At 33.1% G+C, this 19796-nt stretch carries 18 protein-coding genes, 1 pseudogene and 1 riboswitch; all 19 genes and pseudogenes read left to right on the top strand.

Annotation, left to right across the window (positions count from 1 at the left end):
- Positions 1 to 12 precede the first annotated feature (12 nt).
- The 19 genes and pseudogenes from J0N78_RS18020 to J0N78_RS17925 all read left to right on the top strand — a co-directional run bounded on the left by J0N78_RS18020 (position 13) and on the right by J0N78_RS17925 (position 19751).
- Positions 13 to 408, top strand: a complete 396-nt coding sequence (locus tag J0N78_RS18020) for a hypothetical protein (protein WP_209124496.1) — start codon at positions 13 to 15, stop codon at positions 406 to 408.
- Positions 409 to 440: 32 nt separating this feature from the next.
- Positions 441 to 701, top strand: a complete 261-nt coding sequence (locus J0N78_RS18015; protein ID WP_209124495.1) for a hypothetical protein — start codon at positions 441 to 443, stop codon at positions 699 to 701.
- 433 nt (positions 702 to 1134) lie between these two features.
- Positions 1135 to 2235, top strand: a complete 1101-nt coding sequence (locus J0N78_RS18010) for a DnaA N-terminal domain-containing protein (protein ID WP_209124494.1) — start codon at positions 1135 to 1137, stop codon at positions 2233 to 2235.
- A gap of 664 nt (positions 2236 to 2899) precedes the next feature.
- Positions 2900 to 3781: an ArdC-like ssDNA-binding domain-containing protein gene (locus J0N78_RS18005; protein WP_209124493.1), complete on the top strand. Its 882-nt coding sequence runs from the start codon at positions 2900 to 2902 to the stop codon at positions 3779 to 3781.
- 126 nt (positions 3782 to 3907) lie between these two features.
- Complete coding sequence (locus J0N78_RS18000) at positions 3908 to 7243, top strand: helicase-related protein (RefSeq protein WP_209124492.1); 3336 nt, start codon at positions 3908 to 3910, stop codon at positions 7241 to 7243.
- A gap of 30 nt (positions 7244 to 7273) precedes the next feature.
- Complete coding sequence (locus J0N78_RS17995) at positions 7274 to 8305, top strand: hypothetical protein (RefSeq protein WP_209124491.1); 1032 nt, start codon at positions 7274 to 7276, stop codon at positions 8303 to 8305.
- Positions 8306 to 8687: 382 nt separating this feature from the next.
- Complete coding sequence (locus J0N78_RS17990) at positions 8688 to 9377, top strand: hypothetical protein (protein ID WP_209124490.1); 690 nt, start codon at positions 8688 to 8690, stop codon at positions 9375 to 9377.
- A gap of 76 nt (positions 9378 to 9453) precedes the next feature.
- Positions 9454 to 9539, top strand: a riboswitch (cyclic di-GMP riboswitch).
- 73 nt (positions 9540 to 9612) lie between these two features.
- Positions 9613 to 10188: a hypothetical protein gene (locus tag J0N78_RS17985; RefSeq protein ID WP_209124489.1), complete on the top strand. Its 576-nt coding sequence runs from the start codon at positions 9613 to 9615 to the stop codon at positions 10186 to 10188.
- 30 nt (positions 10189 to 10218) lie between these two features.
- Complete coding sequence (locus tag J0N78_RS17980) at positions 10219 to 10851, top strand: hypothetical protein (protein WP_209124488.1); 633 nt, start codon at positions 10219 to 10221, stop codon at positions 10849 to 10851.
- A gap of 142 nt (positions 10852 to 10993) precedes the next feature.
- The gene (locus J0N78_RS26390; protein ID WP_209124487.1) at positions 10994 to 11683 is read left to right on the top strand and encodes a LuxR C-terminal-related transcriptional regulator; all 690 of its coding nucleotides are present in this window, start codon (positions 10994 to 10996) and stop codon (positions 11681 to 11683) included.
- 100 nt (positions 11684 to 11783) lie between these two features.
- Positions 11784 to 12098, top strand: a complete 315-nt coding sequence (locus J0N78_RS17970; RefSeq protein WP_209124486.1) for a DUF2325 domain-containing protein — start codon at positions 11784 to 11786, stop codon at positions 12096 to 12098.
- A 16-nt stretch (positions 12099 to 12114) separates the two neighbouring features.
- Entirely contained in the window at positions 12115 to 12300 is a 186-nt protein-coding gene (locus J0N78_RS17965) for a Fur-regulated basic protein FbpA (protein WP_209124485.1), read from the top strand.
- A gap of 27 nt (positions 12301 to 12327) precedes the next feature.
- Positions 12328 to 12857, top strand: a pseudogene (locus tag J0N78_RS26545) (metal-dependent hydrolase).
- Between the two features lie 32 nt (positions 12858 to 12889).
- Positions 12890 to 13084 carry a hypothetical protein gene (locus J0N78_RS17950; RefSeq protein ID WP_209124482.1) on the top strand — a complete coding sequence of 65 codons (195 nt, stop codon included), beginning with the start codon at positions 12890 to 12892 and terminating at the stop codon, positions 13082 to 13084.
- Positions 13085 to 13336 (top strand): DUF2187 family protein, encoded by a 252-nt coding sequence (locus J0N78_RS17945; protein WP_209124481.1) that lies wholly within the window; start codon positions 13085 to 13087, stop codon positions 13334 to 13336. It abuts the gene before it with no gap.
- 67 nt (positions 13337 to 13403) lie between these two features.
- Positions 13404 to 15620, top strand: coding sequence for a type IA DNA topoisomerase (locus J0N78_RS17940; protein WP_209124480.1), 2217 nt, complete (start codon positions 13404 to 13406; stop codon positions 15618 to 15620).
- Positions 15621 to 15665: 45 nt separating this feature from the next.
- Positions 15666 to 16802 carry a hypothetical protein gene (locus tag J0N78_RS17935; protein ID WP_209124479.1) on the top strand — a complete coding sequence of 379 codons (1137 nt, stop codon included), beginning with the start codon at positions 15666 to 15668 and terminating at the stop codon, positions 16800 to 16802.
- A 360-nt stretch (positions 16803 to 17162) separates the two neighbouring features.
- Positions 17163 to 17465, top strand: a complete 303-nt coding sequence (locus J0N78_RS17930) for a hypothetical protein (protein WP_209124478.1) — start codon at positions 17163 to 17165, stop codon at positions 17463 to 17465.
- Between the two features lie 267 nt (positions 17466 to 17732).
- The gene (locus J0N78_RS17925; protein ID WP_209124477.1) at positions 17733 to 19751 is read left to right on the top strand and encodes an ATP-dependent DNA helicase; all 2019 of its coding nucleotides are present in this window, start codon (positions 17733 to 17735) and stop codon (positions 19749 to 19751) included.
- Positions 19752 to 19796: the final 45 nt, after the last annotated feature.

Here is a 19796-nt window from a genome sequence, read left to right as displayed (position 1 = left end):
AGAGATATAATAATGACATTAAACTACTGTGAATTTAACCATGACTTTTTCTTAAATGAAAATATTAGTTGGTATAACCGAAAGGGAGTTTATAAATTAGATGATGAAATCAACGTAACCATTGAGTTAGTAACCAACGGTGTTCATAAAACTTATAAAGGATACCTGGTTTCGATCATTCATAAAACCAACGGTAAAATCGACAGTGAGTACTTCGATTTTGATGCCTATATGAGCATTGAGAACCGCATAGACGACCGTTCGGATTATCCTGGCGGATTTAGCATTGTTCAGCACGTTTGCGCCCGTGAAGGTATTCCTAAGTGGTATATTGCAAAACCTCATAATGAAGATATTAATTATATGGGGAATATGATTTTTCATTATATTGAACGTTGGAGAAGGTAAATATTAATGTATCATAGAGGAGGAAAACAATAATGAAGAAACCTATCGCTCCTATACAAGCGGATATTATCTTTAAGGCTCTTTATTATACAGCACGTAATGAAGGTGTTGAAATAAAAGAAGAGTTGACTGAAATATATGAAGTATTAGCAGAAGACAATCCAAACGAAACACACGTAATAGATACTGTAGATGTTATGGAATATTTAAGCGAATTCATTAAAAATAGTAGTGAATATCGTGAATATTTCATAAAAGAAGATGATTGTAATGATTTAGATGATGAAATTTGATTTACTTTTGAAATTTGTGTTGATTTTATAATGAGAGTTTTTGTAGCTATGTAATTTAAAAAAGGTAGAGTTGTATTACACAGTTCTACCTTTTTTTATATACTTATTGGTCACTCTTTCCTTTAATAGAAATCCCTATTCAATATATTTTAAGGATATGATACTATTAAACTATGACACAATTCGGGAAAAGAATGGAAATTTCTCTGTGTAATATGGGTGTGAATCTAGAATTTTAGACTTAAACATACAAAAACACCCACTTGTTAATATTCATTAGATGTGGATTGGGACCCCGCTTCTAATTGAATATTTGGGAACAGTGGGCTTTGAGTTATTATAACTATTGATAGTTTACCATAAGTTACAAAACTTGTGAACTCAATTCCACGTTCCTATTACAGATAAAAGTAATAGGAGGCTCTATTTTGAAATGGAAAATGACAAGAAAAAAAATCTAAAGGAACGTTACGATAGATTAATATACTATCGTTACCAGGAGACTGGTGATAAGATTCCTCGAAAACGGAAGAGAAAAGGAAAAGACAACCAATACTACGATGAAGTATATTTTGAAACTGAACTTGAACGAATTTTCTTTTCGGAGGAAGAAGTGAAAGCCTTCTCTTTGGACAAGCATGGTCAACACATTCCGTATGTTGATGGGGAGTTAACAATTCTAAATAACTATCTTTTTGACTTTTGGGGATGGTATCTAAAGGCAGAAGGGTTAGCCTTATACGGTCACTTAAAACGTCATGCTTACGGTAAAAAAGATTGGTGCTTTCCTAATTTAGAGTTGATTTCATTAAAAATGAGTAAATCTGTACCTACTATTCGTAATTATTTAGAACTGCTAGAACGGTATGGTTTCATCTATAAATTCGGAGTGCTTAATAAAGACAATGAGGGAAGAGAAGAATCTCCTTTGTATAAGATCAGAAAGAAAATTCCTTTTCTTACTGAGAAATTATTGAATGGTGATCCCAGTATACAGATAGATACAAAACTTCCTAAACATATACAGGAAGCTCAGAAGAAAGAAAAAGAAGGTTTACCAGAGCGATTATTTAAAGACCATGAAAAATATGTGGCCGAAATGATGGCTAATGCTGAATCTGTTTCAATTGATGTGGAGTTGAATTTTGAAGAGGTTTATAATGAACTTCTAAAAAGAGGTCAACGTCAAGCTAAGAAAAAGTCAGCTCTTGAACAATCGAAACAATTAGAGATAAAGAAAGATTTTATCTTTGAAGAGATAACTGAGTCAGATAAGCTAATATGGAAAGCGGTACTAAGATTTATAGAAGGTAAAGTAAGTAAGCCTTCTTTTGATACATGGTTTAAGAACACTTTTGCAGTAACACGCAAATCAAATATTTATATATTCGTTCCTAATGAATTTTCAAGAGATTGGATATCGAATAATCAAGGCTATCAATCTTTAATTCAAGAAGCCTTATCGGAATATGCTCCATCAATTGACGAGATCATTATTAAGAGTATTACAGACCAAACATTTGACCTAGAGTGAAGCTAAAAGCTTTGCTCTTTTTTTATTTTTTAATATACCGATAAATCTTTTATGGGTTCCCGTAAAATTTCTATGGGTAGGGGTAAAATCCTTATGGGGATACCCGTAAAATTTTTACGGGTATCAAAAAAGGGGAGGGGTAAAATTTTTACGGGTAGGTTATCCACAGAATTGACCCATAAAATCTTTATGGGGGAGGGGTAAAATTTTTACCCCCTAATTCATACCCATAAAATTTTTATGGGGGGGGGGTAAGAATTTTATGCCGAATAAGTACTATCTTTAATAAATACAATTTTTTAAAATAATATATATTATATAGAGCTAAAAATTAAAATAGAACTTTTAATCTATCAACCTATTTTGTAAGTCTTGTCATATGAAAAAGATAAAGGTATAATATAGCTATATTTATTTACTTATTTGTTTTTTAGTGTTGCGACCACATTTTGTAGGTCAGCAGGGTAGTTATTACATTTACAGCCTTTGAGGTTGAGTATTTCACACGACAAGTGTGTCTACTAAACTTCAAAGGCTTTTTGCGTTTATTTTACGTCAAAAAACTTAAGATGCGTGGTATTAAAACGAGAATTGAAAGGACTCTATCCTTTTTTAGTTCTCGTTTTTTTTATATATAAAACTTTTTTCAGAAAGGGTGTAAGGTATGAAGAAACATTTTAAGAAGAAGGGTGACTATCCTTCAGCAAAAGAAAGAGTGGAGGAATTAATTAAAACATTAGAAGAGGGAGTCAGCAATTTTCAGTATGATCCAGAGGAATTTAAAGCGCTATTGGAAATGAAGGCATTAATGCCGAATTATAGTTTCAGAAATCTTTTAGTCGCTAAAGCCCAGCTACCTGAAGCTAGTTTCATTGCTCCGTTTAAACGATGGGGAGAACTAGGCAGAAAGGTTAAAAAGGGTTCAAAATCTATCCGTATCTTTGCACCTCGATTTAAAAAAGTTGAGGAAGAAGAAGCGGGTAATGGAGAAAAACATAAACTTGTCGGTTTTATAGCTGTTCCAGTATTTGATGTTTCTCAAACAGAAGGAGAACCGTTACCAATTGACCGTTTTAAAATCCAACTTGAAGGCGATTGTCCTGAGGCTAAGGAAATTATAAAAATGGTTGAAGAAATTTCGGATTTTCCTATCAGCTATGGGGATACTGGAGATGCTAATGGTTTTTATTCCCAACTAGATCATAGCATAACCGTTTCAGATAAACTTTCCATTAATCATCGAGCTAAGACATTGGTACATGAATATGTACATTCACAATGTCATCAACTCGGAGATAAAAGTTCTTCTAAAGAAAGGGAAGTTGTTGCTGAGGGTTGTGCATTTGTCGTTTGTAATTACTTCGGCCTTGATACAGCGGATTATTCTTTCCGATATGTTAAAGGTTGGTCCCAGGGTGATGAAGACGCATTAATGACATTTGGTTCTCAAATTTGTGATGTATCAGGTAAAATCATTCATCAATTTGAGGTATGGAAAGAAGCTAAGCAAAACCAAGAACAAGTTCAAATAACAGAAGTGGCTTAAAAGCATTATTTTTCAGTGATTAAAACACTTATAAATTAATCTTAAAAGGGAGGTGTATCCCTATCTTGAAAGTCTTAGATAGGGTGCACTTCTGCCCTATCTTTGTTTTATTGATAGGGAACTACAATGGGAGATATTAAAAAAATCAATTGGAAACAACCAGAGACAGAAGAAAACCCAAAGATGTTAGAGGTTTATCTTGAACAAGCTTATCAAAACGCATTATGTTTTGCTTTAGCTTGCGAAGAGCCTGAAAAAAATTGGCAAGAGCCTCGATTATTAATGACTGTTATTGCAGGAAGTGATTCTACATTACAAGCAATGAAAGCAGCTATTGATAGTGGACTCAATGGAATTTCTTTTGGGCATGGTGTGAAGTCCTTAACTGGATACGATTTTGAACGTGAGTTTCGAATTGAATCTGAAAAAGGGAAATTTGAAAAGTTTCCAATGACTATTAATCACAATCGTAAAGCATTAGCTATCGTTCATGATGATTTATTAGGAAACGGTAATTATATACTTAGTTTTGATGGAGATCCTGCCGAAGAAGTTCGCAAAGTATTAGGGGGAGGTAAATACGGATTAAATATTCTTCCGGAATGGAAAGATATCGTATTTAACGAACTTGAAGAACGTGGACACCTGGAACAAATTGAACTTTATTTTGATAAAGGGGTTTTTCCTGACGGGTTAAGTTTATTAAAACTAAATCTTGAGGAAGAAAATGCAGATAATCTCATTTCAGAACTAATTAAATTAGAGAAAATTAAGTTTCCTAAGAGCGGTACTGGTGAAACATTGAAAGATATTGACTCTTTAACGGATTATATGCAGGGATATTCAAATGCAATGGTTGCAAAGCTATCAGCTGAGATTTCTCCCACTCATAATCCATTAGAAGATGAAGGATATAAGGGATTCAATGATTTTAAGCGACCTTTATTTCCAGTCCAATCTCATGTTTCAACTGCTGTCGCAAAACGTCTTCAAGGACAAAAATCAGTTATTATTCAAGGGGAAATGAGTACTGGAAAATCCGCTATGATGACTGCTGTTGCTGATGCTGTAAATAAAATGAGAGGGAAAAAAGGTTACTTTGCGTGTCTGATGGTTCCACCTTCTTTAACTAAGAAGTGGGCAACCGAAGAAATTCATTTCTTATTACCAGATGCTAAGGTTTACCATATCCAAAACACAAAGGATTTAATCGACATTCATGTGAATTGGGAGAGAAATGGTAAACCAAAACCAAAGGTACCAACTTTCTTTGTTATCAGTTTTACAACGATGAGAGGCGATTGTAGCCTAGAGCCTGTTGTTTATTGGCAAGAAAAGAAAACGAAAAAACAGACTGCTGAACAAACTTTACCTTATCGTTATGGATACATTTGTCCTGATTGTGGGAATGCCCATCAGGTCATTGAAAACAAAAGTGTTGAAATGAACGAGAATGGTGAAGAAGAGGAAAAGCTTACGAAAAGAGCAATGTTGTTTAATGAATTTGGAACAACTCGACGTCTTCATAATACAAAGACTCCTGCTAATGCTTTTTGTAGTGAGTGTGGTTCGTCTTTATGGACTAAACGAGTGCCAACCCGCTATTCATCTTTTTCAGAATGGGCGCAACATGAAAAGAAAATTGTTCATGCTGCGAAGGATGGAAATGGTAGATTGGTTAAACATATTCAATCTGGTCAACCTGAACCACCTAAAGCGGTAGGTAAACCTAGAAGAATAGCAACCATTGAGTATATCAGACGCCAAATGAAAAACTTCTTTGATATTAGTATTATCGATGAAGTGCATGAGCTTAAAGGTGGTATGACAGCTCAAGGGAATTCCTTAGGTTCACTAGCTGCTTCATCTAAAAAGGTTGTAGCTGGCACAGGTACTTTGTTTGGAGGTAAAGCCGAGGATGTTTATTATTTGCTCTGGCGCTTATTTCCACATGAAATGGTTAATGCAGGTTTCAAATATTCAGAGGTTAATAAATGGAATCAAGAATTCGGTAATATCGAAACGACCATTTATGATCAAGGTGAGGGTGAATATAGTAACAAACAATCTAGAGGTGGAACTAAACGTACATCTAAAGTTCTCCCAGGAATAAGTCCATTTGTATTCGGGAAATTTCTCGTACAAAATACTGTTCTAGTAAGATTAACGGACGTATGGCCTGATCCTGTAGAACTTGTTAATGTCCCTACTATTCTTGTAGATATGGATGCTGAACTAAGAGAAGCATATCAAGATATGTCTCACACGTTCGAGAATGCTATTCAATCTCATGATGAAGGACATAAGTTGTACTTGCCTTATACAGATAGTGGAATAGCATACCCAGATAATCCATTTACATTCCCTGAATTCCGCTTAAAAACGGATGATGGAGACCGTATACCGATTTGGGACCCGATCCACTTAGATGAAGATCATATTCTACCGAAAGAGAAAAAATTGCAAGAGTTGGTTAGTACGGAAATATCCGAAAATCGACCATCTATCATTTATGTCCGTGACACTGGTTCTTCAAAAGCAGAACGTGATATTCAGCCTCGATTAGAGAAGGTTCTTTCCCAAGTGGAAGGTGCAAAAGTTGCTGTATTACGAACTGGAACAACTGGAACATCGGATAGAAGTGATTGGTTACGAAAAAAGGTAGAGAAAGAGGGCTATAACGTCATAATTGTATCTACCAAATTAGTAAAAGTAGGTTTGGATTTGCTTTGTACACCAACACTTATTTTTTATCAATTTGATTGGTCTTTATTTACGATGAACCAAGCGAGCAGACGTGCCTGGAGAATTGGCCAAACTGAAGAATGTAGACTCTTTTACCTTGCGTATCGAGAAACATTCCAAGAAAGTATGGCTCAATTAGTAGCTCAAAAAAATAAAGCCGCACAGGCACTTAATGGAGATGTAAGTACAGATGGACTTAACGCAATGTTAGGGGATGAAGGAGATCTTCAATCTATGCTTATCAAATCTATTAAGAAAGGCGAAAAGTTAAAAGGTTCAACAGAAGAGTGGGTTGCTACAACCTCTGACCGTGCTAGAGAATTACTTCAAGGTATCGGTAAGAAGAAAAAGGTATCCATTAAAGACCAATTTATTGCATGGGCGAAACAACAAATCGATTCACCTTCTACTCGAAATGTATTGATTTCTAATGCAGAAACAATCGTATCAAGAGTTGAAAATGGAGAGGTAATAGGATTTAAAGTACAAAAGGATGTACTCCAAGTTGATTTAATTGAAGCATTTGGTTTTGACATGGTTGCTGATGGAACTGTTTTGGCTCATTTAGTTGATAAGCCTAAGAAAACAGTGAAAACAGCATCGTTTGAAACTTCATCTGTTGAACTAATTGAAGTTAAGTCAGAAGAAGGCAAACGAAAAAAACGTGGCAAGTCAGCTCCAGTTGAAGGACAACTTGGTTTCGAACTTTTTGCTTAAAACATACATTTTGGGGAGGAAAATTTACTAATGATTTCAATCTCAGGTTTACTTTCAATTTCTTTTATAGTTGTTTATTTCCTATTGGAATGGTATGCTCAGCAGCTTTCTTATGAGGCACATGCACAAAAGAAAGGAGATTATGTTCCAGATAGTGATTATCAAATTAAGACTAATCCAGATGGAACGAATGATTACTCTGAGTTATATGCAGATGCAATAGAAGAAAGAAAGAAAGCGAGAAGAGCTGCGGTTGAAACGTCTAATATCAAGGGGACAGAAACAGAATCACTTCTGTCCTCTTTACAACAAGAACTTGAAGATGATTCAGAATTACAATCACTTGTGTCATCTGTACCACCAGAAGAGGATATTGAAGACAATCAACCATTAACTAACGAGGAAGATATAAAACCACATTTTCAGGAACAAGAACCTATAGAACTAGAAAACTCTATAGATGAGGAAATTAAAGAGAGAGAGAAACCTATCCCTAAAAGCGAAAATTCTTTTGATATACAAGAACGGATTTATGAGTTAAGAAATCGGTTAAGTGAGTTTTCAAAGGAAGAAGCGGATATGGTCGATATTGAAGCAATGATTATGACTCAATATGAGTTATTTCAATTAGAGGGGAGAGAAGATCAAGTGCGTCAGCTGGAAGAAGATTTCTTTATGTATTTTCCGAAATCATCAAGTCACTCTACATATGAAAATATCCCAAAAGTGTACGAGGAAGATATTTTGACACTTGAAGATATGGAAATGGAACGTGAACAACCGAGTCCAAAATCTCCTAAACATTCAACTTCAAGAATTTCAGATAATATCTTGGGCCTTCAACGTTGGAGAGGTAGAGTAATTGGTAAAGCGGGAGACTATATACATTTCCAGGATTATTCACGTATTTGGATAAAAGCCGGTAATAAGATCAATAAAATCAATGTAGGTGATGAATTGATTTTAGAGGTTTTACGGAGTGATAGCGAAGTAATAATGAAACAAATGTTTCGAGTAAAAAATAAAAATTCACAACCACAATCAGAGGTTGTGAATCAGTAAGTTAAATTTTCAGGGGAGAGCGACTATAATAGCTTTTTGTCGCCTCCTACTTAAAAGGGATAAAAACTTGTCATTTGTCATTTTTAAGTAGGAGTAACCTATCAAATATTAAAAGGAGAGATTAGATTTTAGAATACTTTATATTTTTGGGAAAATTACGTTAATATAAGCATTAAAAAAACGGGGTGTTTTTCCTAATTTTCCATAGTCCTTTAATACTAAAAAATGTTAAGTTTTACGAAAAAAATAGCGAAAAAGTGGCACAATAAGTATAATATTGTCAGATAAACAGGAAAATCGTTAAAAAGACACAGTATTTTACCGATATAAAAATGAGAAACTTTCATTTGACTAGGAAAAATAGTCTAGGAGGGGAACGTCAATGTTATTGAATGAAAGGAAGATAAAAAAACACATAATCAAGCAGCAACTCAAGGAAAATAGTATAAAAGAAGTAGATTTTAGATATAACAAACATAAAAAAGATGTCTTAATGGATACAAAAGGAATAGGTAGTATTATCCATGAGGAAGAATTTTATGAAAATCTATATGAAGATGTATTAAGTGTTGATTCCTTCTGTATAGCAAGATTAGCCAAACGATTTAACTCTAACATGAAAATATCAACTACTGTTTTACCAGATGGTTGTATGGATTTTAGCTCTGTTAGTGTTAGTGTGAACATAACTGTACCCAATAAACAGGATATCTTAAATGAAAATACGGAAAAGGTTAAAATCCGTGGTTTTCTTTACTCTCAATACAAAAAACTTGTACCATTCTATCAATATATAAAATCTATTGAATTTATTTATCAGAATTATAGATTATGTAATGTAACGGTTGATATGGAATTAGACTTAGACAAAGTTAATTCTTTGTTTGAAACCAACGCATTTAATAGCCAAATACTAGAACAGTGGTTAGCTACATATGAAGTCATCCATGAACAAAGTGCCGACGAGCATAGCATTTACTTTAAATTGCCAATTATTAAAGGGCAAATGAGGTTTGATATGCGAGAAGAATGTATGAGAGCTAGATATGAGTATGAAAGAGAAGAAGTTTAGTAGTTAAGATTTAGTTTTTTATCACAGCATAATGAAACGTCGGTATTGATTATTCTGTTATAACAAACTCAAAAAAATACGATAAAGGCAAACCAGTGGAAACGCTGGGACGCAAAACTAGAGGGGTTTATCAATCATTGGATATGCCAGCCAGTTGCCGGAAATAGTCAGTTACTTAAGTGCTATATTTCGGGTATAGTATTTTTTTATGCAAAAAAGGAGGGAGGTTAACTAAATGTCGTCGATACTTGTTGATATTAAATATATGTCGTGGGTGCTTGCTAACGCTAATAATAATTTACCTAATTTTATTAAAGATCCAAAAGAGAATAATCATGTAATTGAAAAGAAAGACACTTCAGATTTATTAGGATTTTCTCAATCGTTCGACTCTTGGATAGGTCCCGTTTATAACTTTGGTATCAACATGTTAACCATTTTATTTATTGCAGCCATAATTAGTATGGCATTTGCTATCATTACCAAGACAGGTCAATGGATGAAATGGGCTACGGGAACTATGGTCTTTTCTTTTATTGCACTTTTAATTTTAAGAATTGGACCGATTATTTTCTTGACAACAAATGCTGTGGGAATTACACTGATTGTAAGTGACACCGTTGGATTTTTAAAAGCAGTCTCATTTTGGGCAGCAATAGGTATGATACTTGTTGGTCTATACATTCGACTTTTACATAAAGTTGTATCTGATCATCCGGAGTATTTCCGATGGTCAAAGGGTTTATTTGTAGGTGCTTTAATATTAGGTGTACTATCGGGGGTTATTCCGCTTCTCTTTAAAGTTGTTTAACCTCCTATCGTATTCAAGGAGGTTAAACCTATGCACTTAAAGGTTGTTGTTGATAATACTGTTAAACAAAATGTTGAACATAAATTTGAAAAAGAAACGAAAACTTGCCGTACTCATTGCTTCTATTTTGATTCGCGCACTCAGAAATGTGGGATTTTCAAGAATATTGAAGCTGATGATCCTAAAACCGTACTCCGATGCCAAAAGTTTAGTGACTGGACATTGGAAGAAGATGATGAAGAAATTTATGAGTTAATTGAAGATGATTTTACAGTTGAATTTGACGATGAGAATTTTCTGTTTGAACTAATGGGCGATAAATTTTCTGAGGAACAATCTAAGTATCCAATGGAGCCTGATTTTAGTTCTAATAGAGATGATGCTATATGGTATGTTTCACCAGATAAGTCTTTTGGCTGCTGGGTAATAAATAAATCAAAAAAACGATTTGTAGCTGTTAACCCGGAAGGTAATGTTGAAACTGGCTGGGGAAAAAAAATCTACAAATCTCCATTTCCTTTACATGATCACGAATCATCAATTCCTTTGAAATCTAGAATGGCATGGTATGTAGATGAACAAGGCTGGGGCCAATATGTTTTATTGATAAATGGAAAGATTGAAATGCTTTCAGCTCCAAAGCCTTCTAATTGGGGAAAGTAATTGTGTAAAGGATGGAAAATAAGGTATAATTAAAATTATAAAAATTTGATATCTCTAAAGGGACAGCCCTAAGTTACGATAAATTCGTACCTTAGGGCTGTTTTGCTTTTTTTAGGGTTTTTAATGTAAGGGGTAGGTAAAAGTGAGGTTAGCAATACTAGATGATCAAACTCTTTTAAGGGATGGTCTAAAACAAATATTATCCATTCAAAACATTTTTCATAGTATAAAAACTTACGGAAGTTATGAAATTGAAAAACTCAAGGATGATATTCCCGATTTTCTAATCATCGATTTATCGGTTCAGACACAAAGGGTTTTTGATTTAATGGAATTTTTTATTTCTAGGAATGTGTCTGTTGTGGTTTTTACTAATGAAGTAAATCCTTCAATAGTTCTTAAATCTATCCGGCATGGAATAAGCGGATATATGTTAAAAAGCATGAGAACAAAAGAATTACTATATGGAATGAGTGTCATTTTAAAAGGATGTACCTTTTTTCATCATCAAATTTCCGATTTGCTTTTGAAGGAATATATGGAAGTATCGGGTTTAGAAAATAAGTCGAAATTAGTTCAAATGAAGAAGCGACCACTAGGGTTATTAACCAACAGGGAATGGGAAGTTCTCGATTTATTAGCAAAGGGTTACAACAACACAATTCTGAGTGAAGAGTTAGGAATTAGTGATAAAACTGCTAAAGTTCATGTTGCGAATATCTTAAAAAAGTTAAAAGTTAGTGATCGTACTACAGCTGTAATTATTGCGGTTAAAAGAGGGTGGACTACCTTACCTAATGAATGTGAGTTAGATAAATTGTTTAACAATTAAAAATTATTTGACAAATACAACTTCCCTATAGTATTATTCACTTACAATAGTTCAAAACATACAACAAGTGTTATAAATATAAATAAGGAGTGTTGGAATTATGAAAAAACAAACAATTGCAATTATAGGCGGTAGCCAGGAACAAACTTTTATTAAGGTAGGAAAGAAATTTAATTGTAATGTACTCTTCCATAACGGTAAAACCAGGAATGGAGGCGTAAAAAAAGATTTCAAAAATATCGTCAAGAAATCAGATTGTGTCATTATCATGCTGGGTGCTTGTGGACACATCACAATGGATATAGTGAAGAAGCTTTGCAAAGAATTTGATAAACCTGTCATTTTTCAACATGGATTTGGAGCATCACTAGCGATTCAAAAGGGAGTAGAAGCCGTTAGTAAAGCTGCAGCATAATAAGGGAGTTTTCAAAATGAGTAATTGTACTAAAAATGAACGAAAAGAAAAAATGATCCATTCTTTAATTGAATTAGGGATTTACAAAAGAAATGATGGTAAACAGTTGTATGAACTATCTGAAGATGAACTTGAAATAGAAATAAAAAATGTAGTGGATTTAATACGAAATCATTATGGAATAAATAGAAAAACATCATAAGAAACCTTAGAAGGAAGGAGAACTAATATGTTAGCACCAGGGCATAAAGCTTTTGGGTTTCTATGGGGGATTATCGGAATCACCATACTTAATCTTTTGGGTAAAGTACCGGACCATTTATTTTCAACTCTAATTTACTTTTCTTTAGTTTTAATTGGATCAATCTTTCCAGATATAGATAAATCGAATAGTTATCTAGGACGAAGAACAAAAATGATATCTATTCCACTTAGTATCATCTTTGGCCATCGTAAGTTTTTCCACTCAATACTATTTGTTGCTTTGGTCTATGTAGTTGGGATGATTCTTATAAAAAGATGGACTGGGATTTATATTATCTGAATGGTTTTATCGTTGGAATTATCTCTCACCTGATTGCTGATTATTTTACAAAACGTGGGATTCCTATTTTATATCCTTTTTCAAAAACATATTTTCGATTTCTGGTGACTTTTAAAACAGGTTCATTAATTGAATACTCTATAACTGGTCTTTTAATAATCATCAATGTGTTCTTACTTATAGTCTTTGTTCGAAACGGATTAATTGTTGTTTAATCTTAACTTTTTAGTAAAAGGAGTTATTTTTTATGAGAAAGATGGAAGATAAATTATTACTTCGATATCAAGAAATGACAACATCGGAAATGAGGGAGAGTCTTGCTCTTAAAAAGGAACGATTAAAAATCGCAAAAGCAAACTATGAATTTGAGTATTCTACAATGCTTATTGAAGAAATTAAGGAAATCCAATGTGAGTTACAACGCCGTAAGAAAGTTAGTTAATTGGAAATCTATGAAAAAATAAAAGAGGTATTGTTAGTTATGAAAAAATCTATTTTAAAACCAAAGAAACAAGCTCAACTAACTGATATTGTTGAATTTACTAGAAAAGAAAACACCTATAGAGGAAGGGTTATTATGCTCCGTGAAAAGACAGTTATGGTTCAATTTTTGGACCCACAAGCTCACATAGAGTTAGCTTATGAGAATAATAAGACAGTCGTATCTCATGATAATTACAAGATTGTAAGGTAAAAGCTGATAGCGAATCGTTATTAGCTTTCTGTTATTTTTAAAAATAAAAAAGGAGGTTGACCGGGAAATGCCGTCCGTATTAATAATTGCCGAAAAGCCGAGTCAAGCAGAGCGGTTATCTCTTCCTTTCGGTGGTAAAAAGCAAAAAGATTGTTACATTATCTCTCCGTGTGAAACATTTCCTAAAGGCGCTAGAATTGTTTGGTGTGTAGGCCATATCATGGAGCTGGCTGAAGCTAAGGAGTATTCAGAAGAATATGCAGAGTGGAAATTAGAACATTTACCAATTATACCTAACCCTAAGTTTCAATTAAATGTTGTTTCTAATAAAAAGACTGTGTTCAATACCATTAAGAAATATATTAATGAATCTACTACAATGGAAATCATTAACGCTGGTGATCCAGCAAGGGAAGGTCAACTTTTAGTCGATGAAGTTATTAACGTAACGAATTTTAAACGTAAGCCTGTTAAGCGACTATGGACAACTTCACTTACTGCAGGTGCGGTTAAGAAGGCATTTTCTAACCTTAAGGATAATAAGGAATATAAATCCCTTTACGACGAAGCATTATCCAGACAACATAGTGACTGGTTGGTAGGAATTAATATGTCAAGGTGTGCCAGTATTCTAATGCAGCAAAAGGGAGTTGACCGTTCATTAGGAGCTTTTAGTGTAGGGAGAATACAGACACCTTTGCTTTCAATTATCTATGATAGAGAAATTCATATAGAAAATTTCAAATCTAAACCTTATTGGGATGTATATGCTGATTTTAATATTAATGGGCATACATACAGAGGAAAATGGTTTAAAGGCGAAACAGACCATATATTTTATAAACAAAAAGCAGAAGCTTTAATGGTAGTTATTAAAGATAAACCCGCTTATGTCTATTCGATTGATTCTGAAAGAAAAGATTATAAACCACCAAGATTTTATAATTTATCATCCTTACAAGAGGAAGGGAATAAACGCTTCAAATACAGTCCAAAGCAAACCTTAGATATTGCCCAATCTTTATACGAAAAAGGGTATATCAGTTACCCGCGGTCGAGTCCAGAGGTTGTTACAGAAGAAGAAGCAAGTGAATTCCCTAATATTTTAGAGAAATTAGCTTCTGTTCCTTTGTATCAATCATTATTACCCGCTCCTATTGAAAGTCTTATGGGGAATAAACGGTATGTCGACAATGAGGGGGTTGATGATCACCATGCAATAATTGTAACCGACCAGATACCAAATCTCTCAAGCTTATCCCAGGCAGAGTCCAATATTTATGATATGATTGCTCGTCGTGTGATTGCTGCACATTTTCCGGATGCTTCATTTGATATATCCTCTATTATTACGGTTGCAGATGAAAACTTTTCTTTTTTAACAAAAGGGAAAGTAGTAGTCGAGGAAGGATGGAAGAAAGTTATTTATCCATCGGGAGAGGAAAAACATGAAGGGGGCCAATCAGAAGAATCAGAGGAAAACAATACTCTTCCACCTTTACAGGTAAATGAAAGTGGGGTTGTTCAATCTACCTCATATAAGGAAGGTAAGACTCAATCCAAACCACAATTTACATTAGGTTCATTAATCAGTGTTATGAAGAATGCTGGAAGTACGGTTGAATCCTCAGATAAAGAAGGATATAAAAATAGCGACTTTGCATTAGGTACAGAAGCTACAAGAGCAGGAATTATCGAACAGATCCAAAAACAAAAATATATTTCTGTAAAGAAAAATCAAGTTTATCTTACATCAAAAGGAAGAATGTTAATTGAAGCACTAAAATATTCTAATGGAATCCTAACCTCGCCTTTAATGACCGGGCAATGGGAGGTTGCTTTAAGTAAAATCAGTAAGGGAGAAAAAACCTACGGTTCTTTTATAGAGGTAACTAAAGCTATGGTTACTAAAACGATCACTGAAACAATTAAAAGCTCGGAACAATGGGATTTTCAAGAAATGATTGAAGAAAGTAGGCAAGAAGTCATAGTGGGCAATTGTAAGTTATGTGGTGGTCCAGTAATTGATAAAGGAAGTTTCTATGGATGTGAGAACTATGCTAAAACTCAATGCGGATTTTCTATTTCTAAGAAAATAGCAGGGAAAACTCTTACCCAAGCAAATGTAAAAAGTATTCTTATGAAGGGAACAACTCCACTTATAAAAGGATTTAAAAAGAAAAATAAAGATGATACATTTGATGCCTTTTTAATTTGGGATTCAAATCAAAATAAATTGACTTTTAGTTTCGAGGGAGTCTCTCCAAAGAAGAAAAGTAACTAATGGAGGTTTACTTAACGGAAATTAACAATCAAAGGGGGAGGAAGAATGGCTGCATGGCGAGTAGATGGAAAGGTGTACGATATAACCAATTATAGTGAGGATGTACGGACTAATCTATATAAGCGGTGGCATGGTAAAGGTGCAACTATTGAGTGTTTATGTAACCAAACAGAAAACCAGTATCCGTTAATGCACATTAAAAAGAGCTCAAGAAATGTTTATTTTCCTGCGAACAATGCTTCTAATTCTAAAAAAAATATCGAACATTCAGAGGACTGTACTTACAATACATTGTACAGAAATCATTTGGGATCTTTAGGAATTAACGTCTTAGATGATGGTACTATTGAGTGTACACTTAAGGATAAAAAACAGAAGGAAAAAACGGATAACAAGGGTCCTGAAAAATCCAAACTTACATCTAATTCTATTCCTGGCATTCCATCTGTACCTAAATCCGCTTTACGCTTTTTGTTTTTAACTTTAATACAAAAATATGAGATCCATACATTCAAACCTGAACAGGAAAGAAATATTGACAAACGTCTTTATAAAGCTTGTTGCGAAACGGTTGTAAATAAGACAAATCTTAAAAGTGTTCTCTATTTAACCAATGAAAAGTTTAAATATCATTTTAAAAAACATCAATTTATCGTCGGATGGGGAAGGAAAGACCAATATCAAAAGGATGGGAAGTTTATTTCTATCCCTATGTATTCATTAGCTGAACCAACTTCATTTATTTACGAACACAAAGTACCTCAATGGATATTTGAGGAAGCGACTTTTACCAAAGCAGCTGTAAGTACTGGGTATTGGGTAATATGGAGAGATAAAGATTCTAATGGAATATTACGAGATAAAGAGATTATCTTTGTTCCAGCAGAAGAAAATACAATGATCCCTATTGACTCTTCCTTAGAAGAAAAAATGTTGAAATATCTTATGTCAAAGCAAATTTCATTTAAAAAACCGCAAATTATGTCAGTAGGAGATGATCTTCTTCCTGATTTCATCCTTACTGATAATAAGCCTAATACCATTATCGAAGTAGCGGGATTGTTGGATAATGAAGGATATGAAAAAAGGTTAAGAGAAAAAGAGCAACATTATAAGAATAAAGGTCTCCATTATATTGAATGGGATGGAAAAGAAGAATTAGAAAATCTGGTATTCAATTAATCTGAAATAAAGTAAGAGGGTAGGAAGATTCAAATGGGTATAAATGTTGTTATAATATCTGCTTATGTAATGTCTTTTGTTTATTTATTTTATGCTTTCCTACAATTAGCTACTTCTGACGCAATAAATTGGCGAAGACATTTATTAATATCACTTATTATTATATTTGGAACATCTCTCTTAATAACCTGGAAGTTTAGTATATGGTTTTCAACAGGAGTAAGCGTTATATTCCTCATATTCATTATCATAATTTATGCAAAAATAGCCGATACGCTTAGATTAAGGAGAGAACCATAAAATATATGGCCTAATGACCGATATAACAAATGCACAAACGTAACTAAAAGGAGGAAGATGATGAAGGTTGTTAGTATCAGTGAATCTAAAAAATCAACATTTGAATATTATTTAAGGGAAAATGGAAATAAATATGACCTTATGAAATGGGACCCTAGTTCTAATCATATGTTAAAGAAAATAGAGTCTTTTGATAGTCTAGACGAATTGGAGCCGTCTTTAGTTAAAACTTTAATTGAAAATGAGGAAAAGGTTTTTCCGAAGTCAGAAGAGGTAGAAAGATCTATTGATAATCTTATAGGAAATCTTGAGAGGAAAGAAAGAAAAAAGAATTGGTCAAATTCAAAAAAAGAGGATAACTAATCAAATAAAATAATGATTGGAATATTTATGTAAATTTTTGTACGTTAAAAAATCTCAACAAGGATGTTCCTTGTTTTATATACGTTAAGACATTTACCAAAAATCCAAATGAATTCTAATGTCCTGATAAATCAGGGCTTTTTTATTAAGTAGAATCTTATCAAAAATAGAGAATGTATGTTTGTACTTTCTAATTTTTTTTTGTAAAATTTATATAGCTAGTATTCTCTTTAATAAAGTCTTAAAAATCGGAGGACAAAATATTATATGGTTTGGTTTAACGATGCTCAACATGCTGTAAAAATAAAAAAATCTCGTGATGAATTATTTGTCCAAGCAACATTTGATATTTTTGATCAACTAGAATCAATGGGTTTTGAAAGTCGAGAGGGTCAGTTTAACCTTGCTTTAGATATAGCTGAAGCAATTAGGGATAAGAGAAAATTAATGGTTGAGGCAGGTGTAGGTATTGGAAAGTCATTAGGGTATCTAATTCCTGGGTTAATATTAAGTAAGTATTCGTTTAAACCAATAATAATTGCGACTTCAACGATTCAATTAACTGAACAACTACAAAATGATGTAAAATTAGCATCTTCGATTGCAGGTATACCCGCAATGTCTATTGTAGGTAAAGGAAGAAATAACTATGCTTGTCAAGATAAAGTTCTCCAAAATTTGTCCAATTTAAAAGATATACCAAAATGGATCACTGATTGGGTAGTAGAATCAAACAATCAGGATAGAGGCGAAGCTCCTAAGCCGATAGAAAACAAAATTTGGGACCGTATTTCTGTAGATAAATGTAAATTTGAAAAATGTGATTATAAGCAGAATTGTAGATTTTATATGATGAGAGAAGCAATTAAAGGATTCTTAAATCATAATGTAATCATTGTTAACCAAGACTTATTAATTGCAAATCTATTGAGAGTAAGTGAAGGTTACAGTGCTTTTATAACGGAAAATCATTCATTATTAGTTATTGATGAGGCACATAATCTTGAAGAAAAAACTAGGAATGCTTTAACTAAAGAATGGGGTTTAAAAAAGGTTGAAGTTTTACTTAAAGATGTAACTAATTTGCTATCAAGAAGATACGATTTTAAAGAGATAAAGGAACTTATTAAACACTCTAAGAAAGAGGTTAATGATTTATTTAGTGATTTTTGGCAATTTGCAAAGAACGAACTAAATCAATCCCATGTAGAACATTCAGAACGTATTAATATTGGATTGTTAAAATATAACCCTACTCTATTAATAGATTATATGTATGCAATTAGAGATAGGATTGAATTGCATACTACTTTTGATGAACGTGAACAAGAGGAATTATTATCAAAAGTTATTGAATTTACGACTCTTTTAACTGAACTTGATAAACAAACTTCTTCAAATCTCCTATTTTGGGCAGAAATAGGAAAGCATAAAAACTTAAAAAGCCTAAAAATCTGTTTTGCTCCCAAAGACATTGCAGGAACTTTAAATGAAATTCTATTTGAACATCATTTCAATAAACCTGTTATTTTAACTTCAGCTACATTAACACAGCCTGGTAATACTTTGGAAGAAAAATATAAATATCAAATGGATTCAATTGGATACCAGGAAGATGTAACCGAACCAAAAGAATCTCCTTTTCCATATAATCTTAATTCAAGGCTTTATATACCAAATGGAATTGCACATCCTACTAACGAAAAAAAACAGTATTTGAATCAAATTACGGAAGAGATTTTGAAATTAGGGAAAATCACTCAAGGAAGGACATTAGTTTTATTTACTTCCAAAGAAGACCTAGACACTGTTTATAATAATTTAATTGTTAGGGAATCAGCTTTATCTATTCTTAAGCAAATAGAGGGATCTAATCAAAATAGTATTATAGATGAATTCATACATCTAAAAGGTATTTTATTGTCTACAGGAGTGTTTTGGGAAGGGATAAACATAAAAGGACTAGATTTATCTTCAGTTATTGTAACTAGACTTCCTTTTCCAGTTCCCGACCCCATAATTAATTATAAAACGCAGCAATCCAAAGATGGTTTTAATGAAGTTATTTTACCTGAAATGATCACAAAATTAAGGCAGGGAGCAGGTAGACTTATTCGTTCTGAATTTGATAAAGGATTATTAACAATTCTGGATCAACGTGTATCTGACGCTGCTACAAATGATTATAAACATAGAGTATTAGATGCGTTGCCTATTAAAAACAAGTTAACTAATCTTCAAGATGTGAAAGCATTTTTTAATCAAGAAATTATCCCCTACTATTAATCAAGAGAAATTACTTAAAAATCACCTTTCAGTAGGTGATTTTTT

Source organism: Alkalihalobacillus sp. BA299, from assembly GCF_017745675.1.
Classification (GTDB): domain Bacteria; phylum Bacillota; class Bacilli; order Bacillales; family Bacillaceae_F; genus Alkalihalobacterium.
The sequence above is the reverse complement of the archived record's forward strand: the minus strand, read 5'-3'. Positions and strand labels throughout refer to the sequence as shown.